Genomic DNA, 16,382 nt, shown 5'->3' with positions numbered 1-16,382 from the left:
ACTTGTGGGATACATTAGTCGAGCGGAATAAGGTAATCCCATCCCTTATGCTCCAGGTTATTCACGTTATCCAAAAATTTTGTTATTTTTTTGTTTTTCCGTATCCATTGCGTTGCCACCAACAGCTTTTGGATATCCATTTTATTCATTGCCTGCTGCAGGTTGTCAAATACCTCTTTGCGCAATTCAAGTTTACCGGCATTGTGCGCTACCGGATAGCGGACAAGCATCATATTGACGCGGCAGCTGCTGCTGATTCGGAAATACCATTTATCCAGTCCGATGGCCTCCAGTTCCTGCATAAAGCGATCGGCTTTCCGTCTTGTGCCGTCCACCAAAATGACTTCTTTCTCGCCTCGGGTTGAAAAGTAAAACGGTACATCAAACATGCGCACAGCTTTCTTTCTTGTAAAGTCAGGTTCAAATTTAGCGTGGCCATAGAGAATATCATAAAGCGATCCGATAACGATCTTCTGATCCAACACGCTGGGATGAACCACCGGCACTACTTTTTCTACGATCTTTTCCAGCTCGACTACTCTTGCTGGAAGTTGGCTACCGAACAGGGAGATTTCATGCTGCGGTGTGAAGCACCACAGGTCACCCTTTTTAAAAACATAATAAACATATAAAAAGCAACTTATCCCCAGTTTTGGTATGTAATGATATAGGTAACTTTTAAATAACATAGCGCTGTTGCTACTTTGGTGCGCATAAGCGATCAGATAGATAAAACAAAGGTAAACAAGCAGCAGGGCGACTGTTGTGGCAAAGACCACCAGTAATCTTTCTCCAAGTGGAATTTCCTTAAGCTGCAACTTGCCATCCTTAAACAGTTCCAATTCGGGATATTTTTTTTGCCATTTTATCCAGGCTATTTTTAAACCGATGCGGATCAGCAGTGCCGCAATGATAATGGCCAATGCAAAAGTTATCGTCCAGACGCTATAGGTGTACGTTCCGAACCGTTCGAGTTTAATTCCTTTATTTCCGATCAGATTAAATAGCATGGAAAAGCATAAGCTTCCCAGGCATAGCTTTAAAAACTGCTTCATACGAGTCCGTCAAGTGCCAATTGCTAGGTTATATTCACATGTTTGAACATGCAAATTAATCAAAATTCTCAAATGTTCGGAATTATTTCGCGTGCTACAAAAAGATTAACCTACTAAATGTGGTCGGTTATTTTGAAATACTGGTTTTAGTAAGTTGTAAATTCAACATTTGTCAAAAGTTTACATGTATGAGAGAAAATTTTGACAATGCAGGTGTAGCCCGGAAAGTGGCCACGCTTCTCGCCTTACCGATGGCCGATCGGGCCATAGAACTGGAATCGTTGGCCGGCAATTTTGAAGGCTGGATGAAAGACAATTTTAATCTGCAGGCGCATCAGCTTGCACAGCTCGCGGCGATGCCGATCAATTTCCAGAACAAACTCGGCAGAGCGATCGCTAATTATACCATGTGGGGATTGGCTGTCCAATTTCAAAAGGACGAGAAGAAAGACGAAGATCCCGAATTTAAGGATCTTATCATTCAAGGCCACGAACAGTGGCAAGATGAAGCGGGAATAGCGCTGCTGACGCCACTGTTTATACGGATTGCATACCGCTATTCGAGGCGGTAATTCAATCTGACGTTATCCAACACCATTCCCACTGATCATTCCGAAATCCTGGTCGGTGGGATAAAAAGAACTTAAACAATTATGAAAACAGCATTACATATCGACATTGCCCAACTTTTTGGCGAGCCGGTCAGTTTCCAAACTGGGGCTTTCCGCCCTCGGCTAAGTATGCCCAATGCGGATTTTCAACTGTATGAAAATCAACATGGGCAGGCCTGCCTGCAGCAGTTTGATGGACTGCTCGGCTTTATCAATCTTTTGGAGCTTCATATACCGAGCGATATTGTGATCTCCTTACAGGTAAAATATCCAGATATCCACAGTTTCTATGTCATGGCTAACAATACGACAATTCAGCTCGAAGATCTCAGTCAGCAGGTCAGCTATCCTATTTCTTCCGGTCGGGGCCGTTATTTCTACTTATCCACAGGTGATTATCGACTTCATATTCCTGCCGGCAGGTATACAATTGTCAACTTTTATTTCCGCGGCAGTATTTTCCGTGACGGCAATGAGCGTCCTTTCCGGTTTCTTCAGCCATTGATAGCTGCTTACCGGCAGAAAGATCCAAATACATGCTGCAGTATCGATTTTCGTATAGGAACCATAACTATTTTTCTGATGAAGGCCATTATGGCCAAAATCAAAAAAGGCGACCTCGACACGGAGGTCAATATCCTCTGGGGGATCAAGAAGCTGATCAATCTATCGAAGGAAAAGATCTTTGAAGAATATGAAAAGATTTCGGAATCCCAGTTAAAAGCCAAAGAAGCCCATGCTATCATTAAGCAGACTGTGACCGAAAATGGGCAGGATTTTAAACTGGATGATATTGCTTGGCAGCTCGGGATAAGTATGGACTATCTGCATCAACTTATCCATAGTTATTATGGGCTAAGCCCCCAAGAGCTGAAGATAGCATTTATGTTGGATCTCGCCAAGAAGTATATCCTGGATGGTATGCACACCGATACCATAGCCTATGAACTGGGCTACTCGTCACCAAGCAGCTTTGCCCGCTTTTTTAAAAAGAAGACGGGCATGACGGCTAGGGATTTTTTTAAGCGGTATATCCAAGACGATCGCTAAGCCTGTATATACTACTCTCCAGATTCGGCCAAGTCTAGCGCTGATTTAAGGCCGAACTTTGGAATAAGATGGTCGCGAAAAAGGAAAGCCTGAGTGGGCAAGGAAATAGTCGCGGCAGATAAATCGTTAATAATATGAAAAGAGCTGAAATATACCATTGGACTTATCTACTATTAAGATGCGGAATGATCTTATTCTGGCTCTATGTTGGCATGGACAAAATATGGATTCATGATGCATTTGAACTCTCACTGGTTCATCAACCGCTTATTGGCGCCTTTGTACCTGTACTTTCCTGGTTGATGCCACTGTTGGAAATCTCTTTGGCCGTCTTACTTTTTATGCCGAGTAAGAAGCTGGAATATCTAGGTTGGTCAGGATGCCTTCTTTTGATTCTTATTTTCAGTAGCTACATCGCATTGGGTGTATTCGGCGTACTAAAAAATGCGCCTTGCATGTGCAGCAGCTTTTTGACCAACGTCAACCGGATCACACACCTCTGGATAAACGCATTGTTATTTATCCTATCCCTCGCAGGTTTTTTCATCAGTAGTAAACCGTCAAATAAGACAACTCAACGTATTCAAAATAAGCGCTATAAAAACAGAATAAATCTGTTCCTCCTATTTTTTATTGTTATCATCATTGGTCATATTCAAGCGCTGTTGAAAGGAAAATCGAAGAATGCTTTCGACTACCCTATGCAGGGCGCCCCCTTCCCGAGCGAGCTTGTAGAGGGGTTAAAGTAATTCGGCTACAGCATAGGATAACCAGACCGTAGTTTCAGAAAAAAGCTATGGTAAATTATAAACACAAATTGTCGCAGACCAAAAAGTATTTAAAAAAGAAAAATAACAGCGGTCTGCTGTACAGAAAGGAGGATAGTCATATGACTAGTATCTTCAATCGCAAAGGCTACATGATGTTAGCGATAGCCTTCGCGGTATGTTTCAATGGCGCAAAAGCTGTTGAAAAATTATCCGGCAAATCTTTTGCCAGCGTGATGCTTTATTTCCATGGTGATCCGACAAATAAATCGGAAGTGGAAGATGAATCCAATTGGACAACTTTGCCAAATGGTCAGAGCTGTAACGCAGAGCCGGAAGCAGCTTGTGCCCTTGAGGTAGATGCTTCTGATGTAAGTGGCGGTACGCTGGATGATTCCAAAGTTCAGATTGAGGCTATCCAAGCGGAAACCGGAGCTGGCTATCTACCCAGCGAAGCAGCCAGCTCTAACGCAACACAATTTGATCCTATAAATAGAGCTTTATAGTTCGAAAATTGGTGCAATCGGTTTACTGATCGCAATTTAGGCGGCTTACTCCAGTAAGCCGCCTTTACTTTTAGCGTGGATTCTGTGGCATACCTGTGATTCTGATGATATCGTCGGGCAAGGCAATGGCATACCGGTTGTCATTTGGTTTGAGTTCCACTTGACCATCTTCTCCTTGCCGGATTAGATGGATTTCTCGACCTTCGAGATTGAGCCTTTTGATGTCCATCCAGCGCAGTCCTCTATAGACTAATTCTTTACGCCGTTCCAATAAGATTGTATCCAGTAGACTTGTAGCATTCATCATGGTGATTGGCATAAATGTTCCCGTTTTATAGCGTTTTTCCAGTAATAGATTAAGATCAGCCAGCGCTGCACCCAACTTCCCTTCTCTTGCCAGACATTCAGCTCTAGTGAGATAAATCTCGTCTGTCGCAATTCCTCCAAATAGTGCAAGCGCACCGGTATACTGCCCTTTAAAATTTATAATACCCTTAGTAATCTTAAAAAACAGCTGCTTGCGCAAATCATTTGTACCATATGCCCGATATAAAAGCGTATCGATACTGGAATAAGCTGCTGTCACCGTCGACGATCGCAATTGAGTAAAAAAGGCAGTCTCCCTATTAAAAATCGTGAAGGGATAATTTACCGAAGCTTTTACATCCCCTTGGTCATTGTAGTCCATTAATTCGTGCTTTATGTCGAGATACATATTGGCATATACGAGCGCCTGTTTATAATTGCGCATCGAAAGATAGGTTCTCGCCAATAAGCCATATACGGCCAATTTGCTGGGGCGCATTGTATGTATTGCTTCTGTCGGCAGTAATGGTTCGGCAGCGTGCAGATCGGCGAGCACCTGGTTATACCCTTGTTCGACAGAGGAGCGCACCGACTTGACGTTAAAATCAGACGTCTCTCTTAACACAATGCCAAGGTCAGTTTTCGCGGTATTCGTGTCGAAGGCTTTTGAATGAGTCCATAAAAGACTGAGGTATGCCGCCGAACGAAACAATAATGCAGACCCCTTGATACGGTCCCAATCGAGCCCATTGCCGCTATCTCTTTGAATATCCGCTATTTTCTCTAATACCAAATTGGCATTATAAACAGTTGTATACATGGCAGACCAGTCGTTGGCATAATTGTACACTGTTTCCTTCCATAGATACTGCTCCTTTGATTCAACCGCAAGGGTATTTAGATTCTCTAGGGGTATATAGACATTGTCGGAAGAGCGCTCGCCAAGTCCACCATAATTTAGATTCATGTTTTTGGAGTTATCCAACAGCCCCTGTAAATCTTCAAGGCTGTTGGGTACGACCAACCTATTGTTGGACTGTATATCCAGATACTTGTTGCATGACAACAAGAGCAAAGGACATAACAATATCATTATAATTATCTTTTTCATCTTTTAAACATTAAAATAGGTAAACACAGCTGTTAATAATCTACCTGGATTCCGATCGAGAACACCTTAGGCGGGGATAGTCGATAAGGATATTCAGGATCTATTTTCTGTCTATTACTTCGCCATAATATGCCCAGATTGGCAAAGTTTCCATAGAGTCTTACATTCGTTTTATTGCCCTTTTGATCAAATGCCTTCTGGCAGGAGAAATTAACGTATTCGAGCCGTATATGATCTCCCTTCAAAACATGTATTTCCGACTGCGTATAAAATGCATCTGCAGACGAAACGAGCGGGTACGACATTTTTGGCGTATTGGTGCGCAGCTCATCCCCTTCCTTTTGCCACCTATCTTCAAAATCCGGATAAGCATTTCCGCTTTGGAACAGGTTAAAATAAGAAGTTGCAGGTTTTAAGAAATAATAGTCTGCCTTGAAACTTAAATTGATGCCGAGGGAGAATTCATGCCATGAAAAACTGTTGATCAAATTTCCAAACACCTGTGGCTTGGCAGAGCCAAAGAAACGGATACTTCCATCGCTAGTGGATGCTTCCACAGAAGCTGACCGGATTTTGGAATAATCGGTACTCTTTTCACCATTGACATAGCCCTGAGCTATCCCTTGTTCGTTCAGTCCTGCCCAACGGTATGCGGCGATCGCATTCAGCGGCATGCCCACAAGAGGAGTTATTTTGTTGCCGTTTCCTAGAAAACTCAATACCCCCTGATTCAAGGATTTATAGTAAGCCGTTGTCTTGTTGGAATTTGTACTGAGATTTAACCGCGTATCCCATTTTACACCTGTCAGTGTATTCTTTGAACTGATACTGATATCGAGTCCATTACCTTTCATAGACGCTACATTCTTCGTGACCACATTACTTGCTCCCCAAGTCGTGTAATCATATTCTGTAGAACCATAAAGATCCTTACCCGATTTTACATAATAATCTACAACACCACTGATACGACCATTCAAGAAGCTATAATCCAAACCAAAGTTTATCGTACCTACTTTTTCCCAGCGTAATGACGGGTCATTGAGTTTGGAAATATTGAGGATCCGATATTTCGTGTACGCATCCGTCTGCACATTGGCAACAGGCTGTGGTGTTTTTGAAACATCAACATTTCCACTGTAACCATAAGCTGCTCTCAGCTTTAGCATATCTATCCAGCTGCTCTTCATAAAATGCTCTTTACCCAATTCCCAGAAACCGCCAACCGACCACAAGGGCGACCACTTGTCGTTGGTCAAAGCACCGAATATATTTGCTCCATCCTGTCTGAGCGAAGCGGATAGAGCATATTTTTCCTTCCAAATAGTTGAAAAATTGGCAAAGGTAGATATGTATCTATTGATCGTCTTCGAGAAATCAGGTGCACCGAGTATATTCTGATACAGATCATCAGGATTAGTCTTGAATAAGGTCACATAATCTACTGGCGCATAAGCCAAAGGCAGGTCATTGTAACCATAGGCGGTAAATGAATTGCCTTTCTGGCTATTTTCCCTGATTTCCGCACCAAGGATTCCCACAATGTGGTATGCCCCAAAACGCTTATCAACATTTCCCTGTCCCCGGATCGTATAAGACTGTCCATCAGTCAGCGAATTTCTTAATAGACCTGATTGAGGCACAGGATAAGTCAGCTTTCCATTGGCATCCATCTGAATATATTTATTTATCGTTGATCTCGCATCATAGCTTTCCAAGGTACTATTGGTTTCGCCCTTTATAGACTGCAGTTGATATTGACCCGAAAGGCTGAGTTTTAAAAATGATTTTACCTGATAAGCCAAACCAAAGGTAGCGTATAGCTCCGTCAGCTTTGAAGCCGTATTGCTGTATTTATATTCCGACATTGGATAATAAGACCAGTCCAAAAATCCTGCACTGTATTTCTGGTCCACATAGAGTTGCCTGTAATCCCTCTCAAATGGAATTTCATGCCCCTTATCATCCACAAATTGCAGGTACGGAACCGATTTTCCATTGTAGGTCAGGCCGGTAAGATCAGGTCTTCCCGACTTGGATAAAGCATTGGTATAATTCATCCCGAAGTCAATCTGCAGTTTACTGATCGGTTTGAAGGTATTCGAAAACAAGAGATTGATTTTCCTATTTCTATCATTCAACTGGGACCTGTCAGTGGTATAGCCTGTCGCAAAACCATAAGCATGTTTGGCACCACCGCCGGAAATATTCAGATTGTACTGCTGTGTAAATGGACGTTCATAAAATGCATCAGCATAGTTTTTTAAACCATCCTGCAGCAATAGATTATTGATGAGTTTGGCCGAATCAAGCGAACTGATCAGCTCCTTTTTTCTTTTATCCAGGATATCGATTACAGGTGTCATAGCAGCATAGCCTACGCTGTTGAGGAAAACATTATAATACCCCTTGTCAAAGAGCATTTTTTCCACCCCAATAAAATCCTGATTTGAAAGTCGGTATAACTGTGTCAGATCAGACTTTTGATTGAACAAAAAGTTACTGTTAAACGATATTTTCGACCGTTCATTGGTGCCTAGTTTCCCTTTTTTGCTCGTAAGTACAATGACACCGTTACCAGCCCGGGCGCCCCAGATAGCAGCTGCTGCCGCATCTTTTAATATAGATACCGATTCAATAGAGTTCGGGTCGATGTTGGCGATATTGCCCTCATAGATAAAACCATCCAACACGATCAAGGGGTCCATTTGTCCATTTATTGTACTCAAGCCACGGATGGACACATTCAACTTTTGAATGATCGGGTTTTGAATGGGCTGATTGTCAAACCGTATCGCTGGCACCATATTGTTTAGGCGCTGCATGATATTGGTACCCGTCTGTTGCTTCAACATATCTTCGGTTATAATACCTACCGCGCCCGTTACCTCATTGGGCTTAAGGGTCTGATAGCCCGTATTCACTTCGACGACATCAAGATATTGGTCAGAATGCTTTATCGATAGCGGTTCCTTCTGAAAGAAATAATCTACCGAAACTGTGACGGTTGTGTAACCGACACCTGAGACGATTACCGAGTCTTTCCGATTCATTCCTGTCAGGCTAAATCTGCCTTCTCTGTCGGTTTTAGTTTTTCTATTCCCCAATTTTGAACGAACAGTAATACCGGCGATGGTATGCTGTGCCTCCTTATCCATAATGACACCCTGTACCACTATCCGTTGCTCCTGTTGGGCCTTGCCCAACAGGAAACACACACTGCAGAACAGTGTCAACCATAATGCTCTCATGATTATTTGGTGAGATAGATGTACGGAAATTCTTTAAAAGCCTTTGTCCTCGTCAGTATAATGCCTTTGTCTTTAAAAAAGTCTAGCTTTTCCTTCTCGGTTCGGTAGATAAAACCAGCGGGAATTGTTATATCGACACGGGTCATCTCCGACTGATCGATTTCGATAGGTACTTCAAAAGCATAAGACAGGCCAGACAGAATACTATAGATCGGTATCTTTTGTGCATAAGATTCATTATCGGGCGAGCTCGCTTTGGATATGACCATGTTGTGTTTTGTCTTTAACTTTTCAAATGCAGGTGTGTAAGATACTTTGTAGCATTCGACTGTATCTTTTCGCCTTTCTACGGCAATTTTAAAAAAGTGGACAAAATCTTTTCTATAAACCTCCCGAATCACCTTTTTGGTCACCGAATCCCGATTAAAATATTCGTACCAATACCTTTCTTTAATCAATTTGAGCTTAAAGTCTATTCCTAATCCAGGCGCATAGTAAGCATTCCTCACACTATAGTCCTTCATCTCCAATGGGAATGCATACGTCAGCATAAAGCTTAGGGTATGGTTTCCGATCCGTAAATAGGTCGTTCCATCTCTATAATCTGTATTTGGATAATCATCCAAAAAATTATCCCTTTGTTTAGCAAATGCGGAATAATAATAGGTGCTTGTTGTGTCAAATAATGATCCACCACCTCCTCTTCCTTCTCCACCGGTGTTGTAATAGATTCCTTTGCTTTTGATATTTCCTTTTACACCTTTGTGCCAGGCTTCAATATTACCATCTGTCAAGTTGTTTGCATTAGTCGTGGCTACAAACTCACCTTTGGAGTTGATCACAGCAGTTGTTGGCAAGGTATTGTGTTCAAAAAGTGCTGTAAATATGGTGTCGTCCAATATGGAACCTAGTTTAGGAACGTAATTAAAATCCTCCCTATATTTTTGGAAACGAGTCTTGATCCGCTGTGGGGTATCCTTATTGCGTTTACTATTGACCATCAGGATGACCATATCCTTATTGAACCGATCCTGTATCAGCTCCATTTTAGGAATTCCCTCGATACAGGCTTTACAGCCCGTAGACCAGAAATCAAGGACAATCACTTTGCCTTTGAAATCAGCCAGCTTCACCATCTTTTTCTTGCCGTCAAAATAATTGAGTTCCAAGGGTATTTTCCAGACAGCATCAGGTATAGGCTCACCTAGATTGAGTGCGATTAGCCCATTTAGCCCATTGGCCCCGCTGTCCTTGCGGGGCGTCTGAGCCGATAAACTAAACATAAAACACAATGCGAATAGCATCATAAGTACTACCTTATCCAATAAGGCAGTGAATGATTTTGATAATTTTATCATCTGCTTATGGATTAGATATTATTCTGAAATTCTGTTAAAGAAACTGTGGATCCTTTGCTTTGCTTCCAGATCGGTCGTAATGACTTCGGCAGGCTCTGCAAAGGCAAATGCTAACGCATCGATTTCGATCTTGCGAAAATGCAACAGGAAATAAGCGATCAATACACGGCACATTTTCATCAAAAATGTATGCATCTCCTTCACATCAGTAGAATTTTGTTGCGCCTCACTCTTTCTATAGTTTTCAAAGAGTGCCCATAGGCTTTCCTGACAGTCGGTGATGGTATGTTGGGACCAGAACTCCCGAATGGTATTTAATGGATTGTATCCATTGTCGTATATTTCATAACATGCTAGCTCAAAAGGTAGCAGATTGCTTGATTTTTGGTTCATAATTTAGTTTCATCAAGTATGACAAACCAGAGGTACTACGGAAAATAAGGCCATAGCATTGCCCTTCGCGATTTTTTCGCGTTAAAAAGGCTTGTCACTGCACAGATCAAATGCGACCTATGCCAAATGGACAAATACGATTAAAAGTCCGAAAAGCGCCTTGATACAATTTCAAAGCATAAATAGGGTTAATTATGGCGCTCCCTGCCGGAAAGAAGTAAAAACCGACCTACAGTACAATTGTATTGCAATAAAAACTAAAGGTAAAAAGTTTGGAGTCAAGGAAAATTTACTTAATTTTAAGGTGGAAAAGTAAAATAAAGCTGTTTCATTGACCAATATTACCCCTTAATGCAATCCTTGGTATTTATAGGTCGGTGACAGGCGTAAAAAAAAGGAAAATTAAACTGAACTGGGTTCAGCTGTCTTTTCGTTTACAGGAAAGTCAACACCTCCCCTTTTTATTGCTCTTTACAGCCTGTTTTTGATTGAGTGCATCCTATTCGGGCGCGCGGAATATGTTCTTTAAAAGTGATTTACGGGAATACCTTGTCAATCCAACTTGGATCGATTGCGGATAATGGGTGGTGTTTTTTGTTTTCGTTCTCATAATTATTTTGGTTTTTATGTGAACGACCTTAAATGCAGAAGGCAGGGTTATCTGTCTCATACCTGAATCCAGGGACTAGCAGCCCTCAAAGCGGTAATCAACAGGCCCTGCCTAAAGACTGCGTAAATATACACAATATCTTTAGACGTGGGTTAAACCTGCTGCCTCGCTTTGAATTTAAAGTTGCTAGTTTTTGGATTCAGAGGCTCGTTCAACTCACTCGCCACTTACGTGGAGTTAGTTAACTATTTTATAACCAATCCTTGATTGGATATAAAATATACAAACAAGGATTAAGACGACCAAATATTTGGTCGTAAAATTTATTTGCATGATTGAAATTTATCAAACAAAAGCTATATTTCGAATAGAGTACGAATTGATTTGCAATATCAAAATTCTGCGTGAGAAAAATGGTTGGTCACAAGAAGTATTGAGCGAAAAAATGGGTTTTGCCGTAAAATTTGTAGGTAAATGCGAATCGCTCGACCAACCTGAAAAGTATAACCTTCGCCATATGGGAATATTAAAGAATGTGTTTGGTTTGAAAAGCTTGGATGATTTTTTTCCCAATGGAATTCCTAAAGATGAGCAAATAGTAATCCATTATAAAAAAGTACCGAAGAAAAAAGCTGACGGGACTGAATCGAAATTGATGGAAAATCTAGTCGTTGATATTGTAGTTGTTGATGCGGAGACTAAAGCGGAAGGAAATAAACAGAATGGCAAATGACAAGAAGAAATTAAATTTTAATCGTTAAATCGTACTCAAATTAGTCTATCAGTACTAATCAATTGACAACTTAAACAATGAAAATAAAAGAATTACAGTTACTGTCTGAAGCGCTTTGGGAAAGCGTCAAAATGGATTTATCATTTTTTTCTCCAATCCAATTGTTTGTTAAGAAATTATCTGAGGTTAATTATTCCGATCCTGCGAACCTAATAGAGATTACAATGTATTCAGATAAAATCGACGATTTTTTTTCTGATTATCGCGATGACAATGGCGATAGCATTTACATACCTCCAATTGAAGCCTCCAAAAATGATAAAACGGTAAGAAATATTTCTAAAATAGTTAAGGAATTAAATTTTCTTTCAAGGGAAGAATTATTAAAAGAATTTAGCTCGGCTGAAGCAAAGCCAAAACTGAAATCTAAAGGAAAAGGGAAAATTTTTATCGGACATGGCAGAAGCAAATTATGGGCTAGGTTACAGATATATTTAAATGAAGAACTGAATCTCGAAACGATTACCTTTGAAGCGGAATCTAGAACTAGCGAAACTATAATTAATATTTTAAATGAGTTTCTTGATAATTCATCGTTTGCAATATTAGTAATGACTGCTGAGGATGAAACTACCGAGGGAAAATCTAGAGCTAGACAAAATGTAATACATGAAGCAGGATTATTTCAAGGGCGTCTCGGTTTTGACAAAGTTATTATATTGAAACAAGGCGGCCTAGAGGAATTCACAAATATTGCAGGTTTACAATATATTCCTTTTTCAGATGAAAACATTGAACAGTCATTTTATGAACTCCAAAGGAAGTTTAAGAAGCTTGGGATGATCTAATTTCTATCTTATAAAAACCACGCATGAATTTAACTATAAATTTATAAATAAAAAAATGAATAGAGAATTACCTTACATGAGCAGTCCAGGTTCACTGCCAAAAATTTTAAATAAAATTATTGAAGCTAGCGTACCTGAATCTTTTAACGCCGATTTTTTAGGTACAAAACTAGGCTTTCCTGGTGGTAATCAAAGATCGTTTATCTCATGGGCAAAAAAATGTACTTTGCTTAATCAAGATGGAACTATACCACAACTATATAAAAATTTTCGTAATCCTGATACACGAGGTTCCGCTATGGCAAAAGCATTAAGAGTTGGATATGAAGAGTTATATGCTAGAAATGAATATGCTCATGATTTACCAGAGAAGGACCTAAAAAAACTTATTACAGAAATAACAGGTAAGCCACATGACAATTCCACTGTATCCGCGATTTTGAGATCTTTTAGTAATGCGAAAGAGTTTGCCAACTTTGAATCAAAAACTTCTGAAAGCGAATACAATTCGACTAATAGAAATGAAATAATTAATGAATATGATACTCAAAAAGTTGATCTAGAACCAAAACAAGTTAGTAAACTAAACTTGGGATTAAATTACACAATAAACTTAGTATTGCCTAAGACAGATGACCCTTCAATTTATGACGCAATTTTTAAATCACTAAAAAACAACCTTTTAAATGAATAACAACCTTGACAAAATAAAATTATTTAGCCTTGCTAATTCACTTGCAGAGTACCATTTGGATAAAGTAGAAAATGAATTTGATTTAAACTTGGGCCGGGATCCTAAAGCTGAAATTCAAAAGAAAGATTATTATCTACAATTTGATTCGAACTTTAGAAAAGAGGCAAAATATATGGCTGAACATTACGAGGTATTTTATTGTCTTGAAAAATCAATTCGAGGTTTAATACTCGAGCTCATGGAAGAAAAATATGGTGAAAATTGGTGGGAGGAGAAAGTGAATGAACCAATCAAAAAAAATGTGAAAGATAATATAAAGAGAGATGAAGACTCAGGTTTTACAATTAGATCTGAAGAGAAAATAGACTATACAACTTTTGGGGAGCTAAGCCAAATTGTAACAGGAAATTGGGAGGCATTTGATGTTTTGTTCAAACGTGGTCAAAGATCCTTTCAGAAAATCATGACCAACTTAAATCAACTAAGAGGACCAATAGCTCATTGTAGTCCTTTGGCAGAAGATGAAGTTGTTCGATTAGAATTAACAGTAAAAGATTGGTTTCGTTTAATGGAATAGGCAAGTCAAAACACCTAGTCAAGTAGATCAATCGCTTCTTACACAATTCATTTCTAATGGACCTGACCCAGAAAGTTAGCTCAATAAATATAAAGCTTCCGAAACCAGAAACCCTCAGAATGACAAGGCAAAAGAGACTGATAGAGGTCATACAACCCGGAAATTTCAGTATTAAAAAAGCACGCAACCAATGGTCTGCGAAAAGATAGTTAGGCATCACTACACAGGTTGAGGAACTATATATCCAAGCATTTGGGAGTGTAACGTCAACTGTGTCGAGAGTGTAACACCAACTGTGTCATTGGATTACTTTCCTGTTTGAGTCTCCTCCCAAATCTAATACAAAGTTGGGATATTAGGATCGCAAGTTGCTCCATTTACGATTGATTGGTTAAGCATAATTTTTTTACGTTCAAAATTCGATAATCAATTAAATTTTTATTTCTTCTTTCGAAAATTCACAAGAAAGCAAATAAAAATAAGCGAAATAATAATTAAACCCCACAGTCTTAAATTATCTGGTTTTCTTCCTAATAGATCATTAAAAACATCTGGCAAATCATTGAGAACTGAGATGATGGTTAAAACTGAAATACCAATTAAGAAACCATTTAGTTTCCGTGAGAAACGCTCTTGACGTAAACCATCTAACATTTCAATTTTTGACCGTACTGCATTCAACTCTAAATCTATTTCCATAGCCTCTCTAATTTTAACATGTATTAGGTTAGGTAGGAAGTTATAAGAAATGTGTTTCAGATCGTATTTTTGAAGAAATGAGTAAAGTTGTTCTTTTGAAAATTTGTTACCCTTTTCTTCTAGGTCGGAGTTTGTCTTGAAGAGATAAAACTTGACATAAATATTGAAAAGGAAAATCTTAAAATATGATTCGCAAATCATACTTATTGTCTGATCTTCTTTCATGTAATCTTTTTCCCCAATCAAAACAAAAGAATCAAACAATGCTAAACCTGACCAGTTTTGGAACACGGATATCCTCTTGGAAACGATAGATTCAAAATAACTCGATGCTGGCGAGTTTAGTCCTACCTTCGATTTGGATGTAGAATAATCCGTCAAAGTACCAATTTCATATAAAGCCTCCTCATGCGAATATCCAGAAGGAAACTTTTCAACTTCAATCGCTATAAAAGTTTTCAATTTATCACCGCTGTAGTTATAAGTGTTTGACGATTTGTTAATTCTACACTTAATATTAGTAGATGGATTATCTTCACAACGTAATATATTATTTTCGATAAACTCTAATACAGACATCTTAGTATTTCCCATAAAGACAACAGATTGAAACCTTCTAAGATCTCTCAATAATTGTATTGTATCTCCAAAAGAAGTTTGTTGATCAAACCGAATTTTGAAACTATATATTCCCAACCCAATTGTATCATCAAAGAATGACAATCTTACATCGTCAACAATCACCTTTTCATTATTTATCTTCAGTAAATAAGTATTTTCATTTACTATCTGAAGATAATCATCAGAACAATCATTTAATATGAACTTCCGAAAAACGGGGTAATACTGATTGCGAATAATATCTGAATAGTTGCATTTAACCTTAAAATGCTTATCTCTTTTTTGGATTGTATATTTCTCATCCTTTGTGTACGAAAATAGACCAGAAAAAACTACTACAGATCTATTAATTACTGGCCCAGAAACCGCCCCTGATGCTTTAAAAAACTTTCTTAATAATTCTCTCAACCCCATTTATTAAATCTTCTAAATCATTATTATTCGGTTCTCTTTCTCCATTGTGACTGCATAAATTCCTTAAATCACCTAACCGCTGAATATTACGCCAAGTACCCGTATCTATAACATCCTCTTTTTTCAGTAGCTCGTTTAAATCATTAATAGTCGGTTTTGACTTGGCTACCTTAATTGTATGATCAATGCAAACTTGCTTTAAATGTTTTTCTAGAACTACTCCACAGATGACACCTGCTGCTCTATATAATTTGTTTTTTGACAGCTGTTTTGCTACTTCAACTTCTGAATCAAACAAATCTGCTTGCACTAATTGCTCTATATTAAATAATCTGCTTTCAAAACGGGCTTTTACGGATTCAAGTATCGATAATTGCTGCTGAAATACCGGCACAGCTGCGCTGGGACCAACTTTTACATCTCCAGTCGCTTTAGTAACTGAGAGTCCAATTAAATAGTCTTCAATTACGTAATTTCCATACTCAACATTTTTTCTTAACCTCGGTTTTTCATAGGCCTTGACAAAATCTTCAAAACGGTCAGGTAGAAGCTGCTTGATTAAAACTTTCGACTCGGAATACCATTCCTGATATTTAAACTTGAAACTCGGCATTTTCTTCTTAACCTCCTCATATTTATCTCCCAATCTAACCCTATATGCTTTTTCAGCTTCGATAGGCGTTGTTTCAAAGTACATAGACATCATCAATCTCTTCCCGGTGGCACAGAGTTTATCTATATCTTCTATATATTTATCGATGTTTCTCATATTCTGTTG

General features: G+C 39.1%; 15 protein-coding genes. 8 read left to right on the top strand and 7 right to left on the bottom strand.

Annotation, left to right across the window (positions count from 1 at the left end; genetic code table 11):
- Nucleotides 1-14 precede the first annotated feature (14 nt).
- Entirely contained in the window at nt 15-1,055 is a 1,041-nt protein-coding gene (locus OK025_RS20740; RefSeq protein WP_317666633.1) for a hypothetical protein, read from the bottom strand.
- Between the two features lie 188 nt (nt 1,056-1,243).
- Between OK025_RS20740 and OK025_RS20735 the strand changes: the two genes are divergently transcribed.
- The 4 genes from OK025_RS20735 (at nt 1,244) to OK025_RS20720 (ending at nt 3,989) form a co-directional block, all read left to right on the top strand.
- A complete protein-coding gene (locus tag OK025_RS20735; RefSeq protein WP_317666632.1) occupies nt 1,244-1,627 on the top strand; it encodes a hypothetical protein in 384 nt (127 codons plus the stop codon).
- Between the two features lie 81 nt (nt 1,628-1,708).
- The gene (locus OK025_RS20730) at nt 1,709-2,716 is read left to right on the top strand and encodes a helix-turn-helix transcriptional regulator (protein ID WP_317666631.1); all 1,008 of its coding nucleotides are present in this window, start codon (nt 1,709-1,711) and stop codon (nt 2,714-2,716) included.
- A gap of 134 nt (nt 2,717-2,850) precedes the next feature.
- On the top strand, nt 2,851-3,465 hold the full coding sequence (locus OK025_RS20725) for a MauE/DoxX family redox-associated membrane protein (RefSeq protein WP_317666630.1): 615 nt from the start codon (nt 2,851-2,853) through the stop codon (nt 3,463-3,465).
- Between the two features lie 47 nt (nt 3,466-3,512).
- On the top strand, nt 3,513-3,989 hold the full coding sequence (locus OK025_RS20720; protein ID WP_317666629.1) for a hypothetical protein: 477 nt from the start codon (nt 3,513-3,515) through the stop codon (nt 3,987-3,989).
- Between the two features lie 70 nt (nt 3,990-4,059).
- On the opposite strand, the gene OK025_RS20715 is transcribed toward OK025_RS20720, so the two are convergent.
- Genes OK025_RS20715 through OK025_RS20700 form a run of 4 tightly spaced genes read right to left on the bottom strand, consistent with a single transcriptional unit; the run spans nt 4,060 to nt 10,408 of the window.
- Nucleotides 4,060-5,406: a RagB/SusD family nutrient uptake outer membrane protein gene (locus tag OK025_RS20715; protein WP_317666628.1), complete on the bottom strand. Its 1,347-nt coding sequence runs from the start codon at nt 5,404-5,406 to the stop codon at nt 4,060-4,062.
- 32 nt (nt 5,407-5,438) lie between these two features.
- Nucleotides 5,439-8,657, bottom strand: a complete 3,219-nt coding sequence (locus OK025_RS20710) for a SusC/RagA family TonB-linked outer membrane protein (protein ID WP_317666627.1) — start codon at nt 8,655-8,657, stop codon at nt 5,439-5,441.
- 2 nt (nt 8,658-8,659) lie between these two features.
- Entirely contained in the window at nt 8,660-10,015 is a 1,356-nt protein-coding gene (locus OK025_RS20705; protein WP_317666626.1) for a TlpA disulfide reductase family protein, read from the bottom strand.
- Between the two features lie 18 nt (nt 10,016-10,033).
- Nucleotides 10,034-10,408 (bottom strand): hypothetical protein, encoded by a 375-nt coding sequence (locus tag OK025_RS20700; RefSeq protein WP_317666625.1) that lies wholly within the window; start codon nt 10,406-10,408, stop codon nt 10,034-10,036.
- Nucleotides 10,409-11,349: 941 nt separating this feature from the next.
- Between OK025_RS20700 and OK025_RS20695 the strand changes: the two genes are divergently transcribed.
- From OK025_RS20695 to OK025_RS20680, 4 genes are all read left to right on the top strand, one after another.
- Nucleotides 11,350-11,751 (top strand): helix-turn-helix transcriptional regulator, encoded by a 402-nt coding sequence (locus OK025_RS20695; RefSeq protein ID WP_317666624.1) that lies wholly within the window; start codon nt 11,350-11,352, stop codon nt 11,749-11,751.
- A gap of 77 nt (nt 11,752-11,828) precedes the next feature.
- Nucleotides 11,829-12,599 (top strand): nucleotide-binding protein, encoded by a 771-nt coding sequence (locus OK025_RS20690; protein ID WP_317666623.1) that lies wholly within the window; start codon nt 11,829-11,831, stop codon nt 12,597-12,599.
- 55 nt (nt 12,600-12,654) lie between these two features.
- Entirely contained in the window at nt 12,655-13,293 is a 639-nt protein-coding gene (locus OK025_RS20685) for a DUF5343 domain-containing protein (protein ID WP_317666622.1), read from the top strand.
- Nucleotides 13,286-13,870: a Swt1 family HEPN domain-containing protein gene (locus tag OK025_RS20680; RefSeq protein WP_317666621.1), complete on the top strand. Its 585-nt coding sequence runs from the start codon at nt 13,286-13,288 to the stop codon at nt 13,868-13,870. The genes OK025_RS20685 and OK025_RS20680 overlap by 8 nt, the downstream gene beginning before the upstream one ends.
- Before the next feature lie 438 nt (nt 13,871-14,308).
- On the opposite strand, the gene OK025_RS20675 is transcribed toward OK025_RS20680, so the two are convergent.
- Complete coding sequence (locus tag OK025_RS20675) at nt 14,309-15,604, bottom strand: hypothetical protein (protein WP_317666620.1); 1,296 nt, start codon at nt 15,602-15,604, stop codon at nt 14,309-14,311.
- On the bottom strand, nt 15,570-16,373 hold the full coding sequence (locus OK025_RS20670) for a HEPN domain-containing protein (RefSeq protein ID WP_317666619.1): 804 nt from the start codon (nt 16,371-16,373) through the stop codon (nt 15,570-15,572). Before OK025_RS20670 ends, OK025_RS20675 begins: the two co-directional genes overlap by 35 nt.
- Between the last annotated feature and the right edge of the window lie 9 nt (nt 16,374-16,382).

The organism is Sphingobacterium sp. UGAL515B_05 (genome assembly GCF_033097525.1).
Taxonomy (GTDB): domain Bacteria; phylum Bacteroidota; class Bacteroidia; order Sphingobacteriales; family Sphingobacteriaceae; genus Sphingobacterium.
The sequence above is the reverse complement of the archived record's forward strand: the minus strand, read 5'-3'. Positions and strand labels throughout refer to the sequence as shown.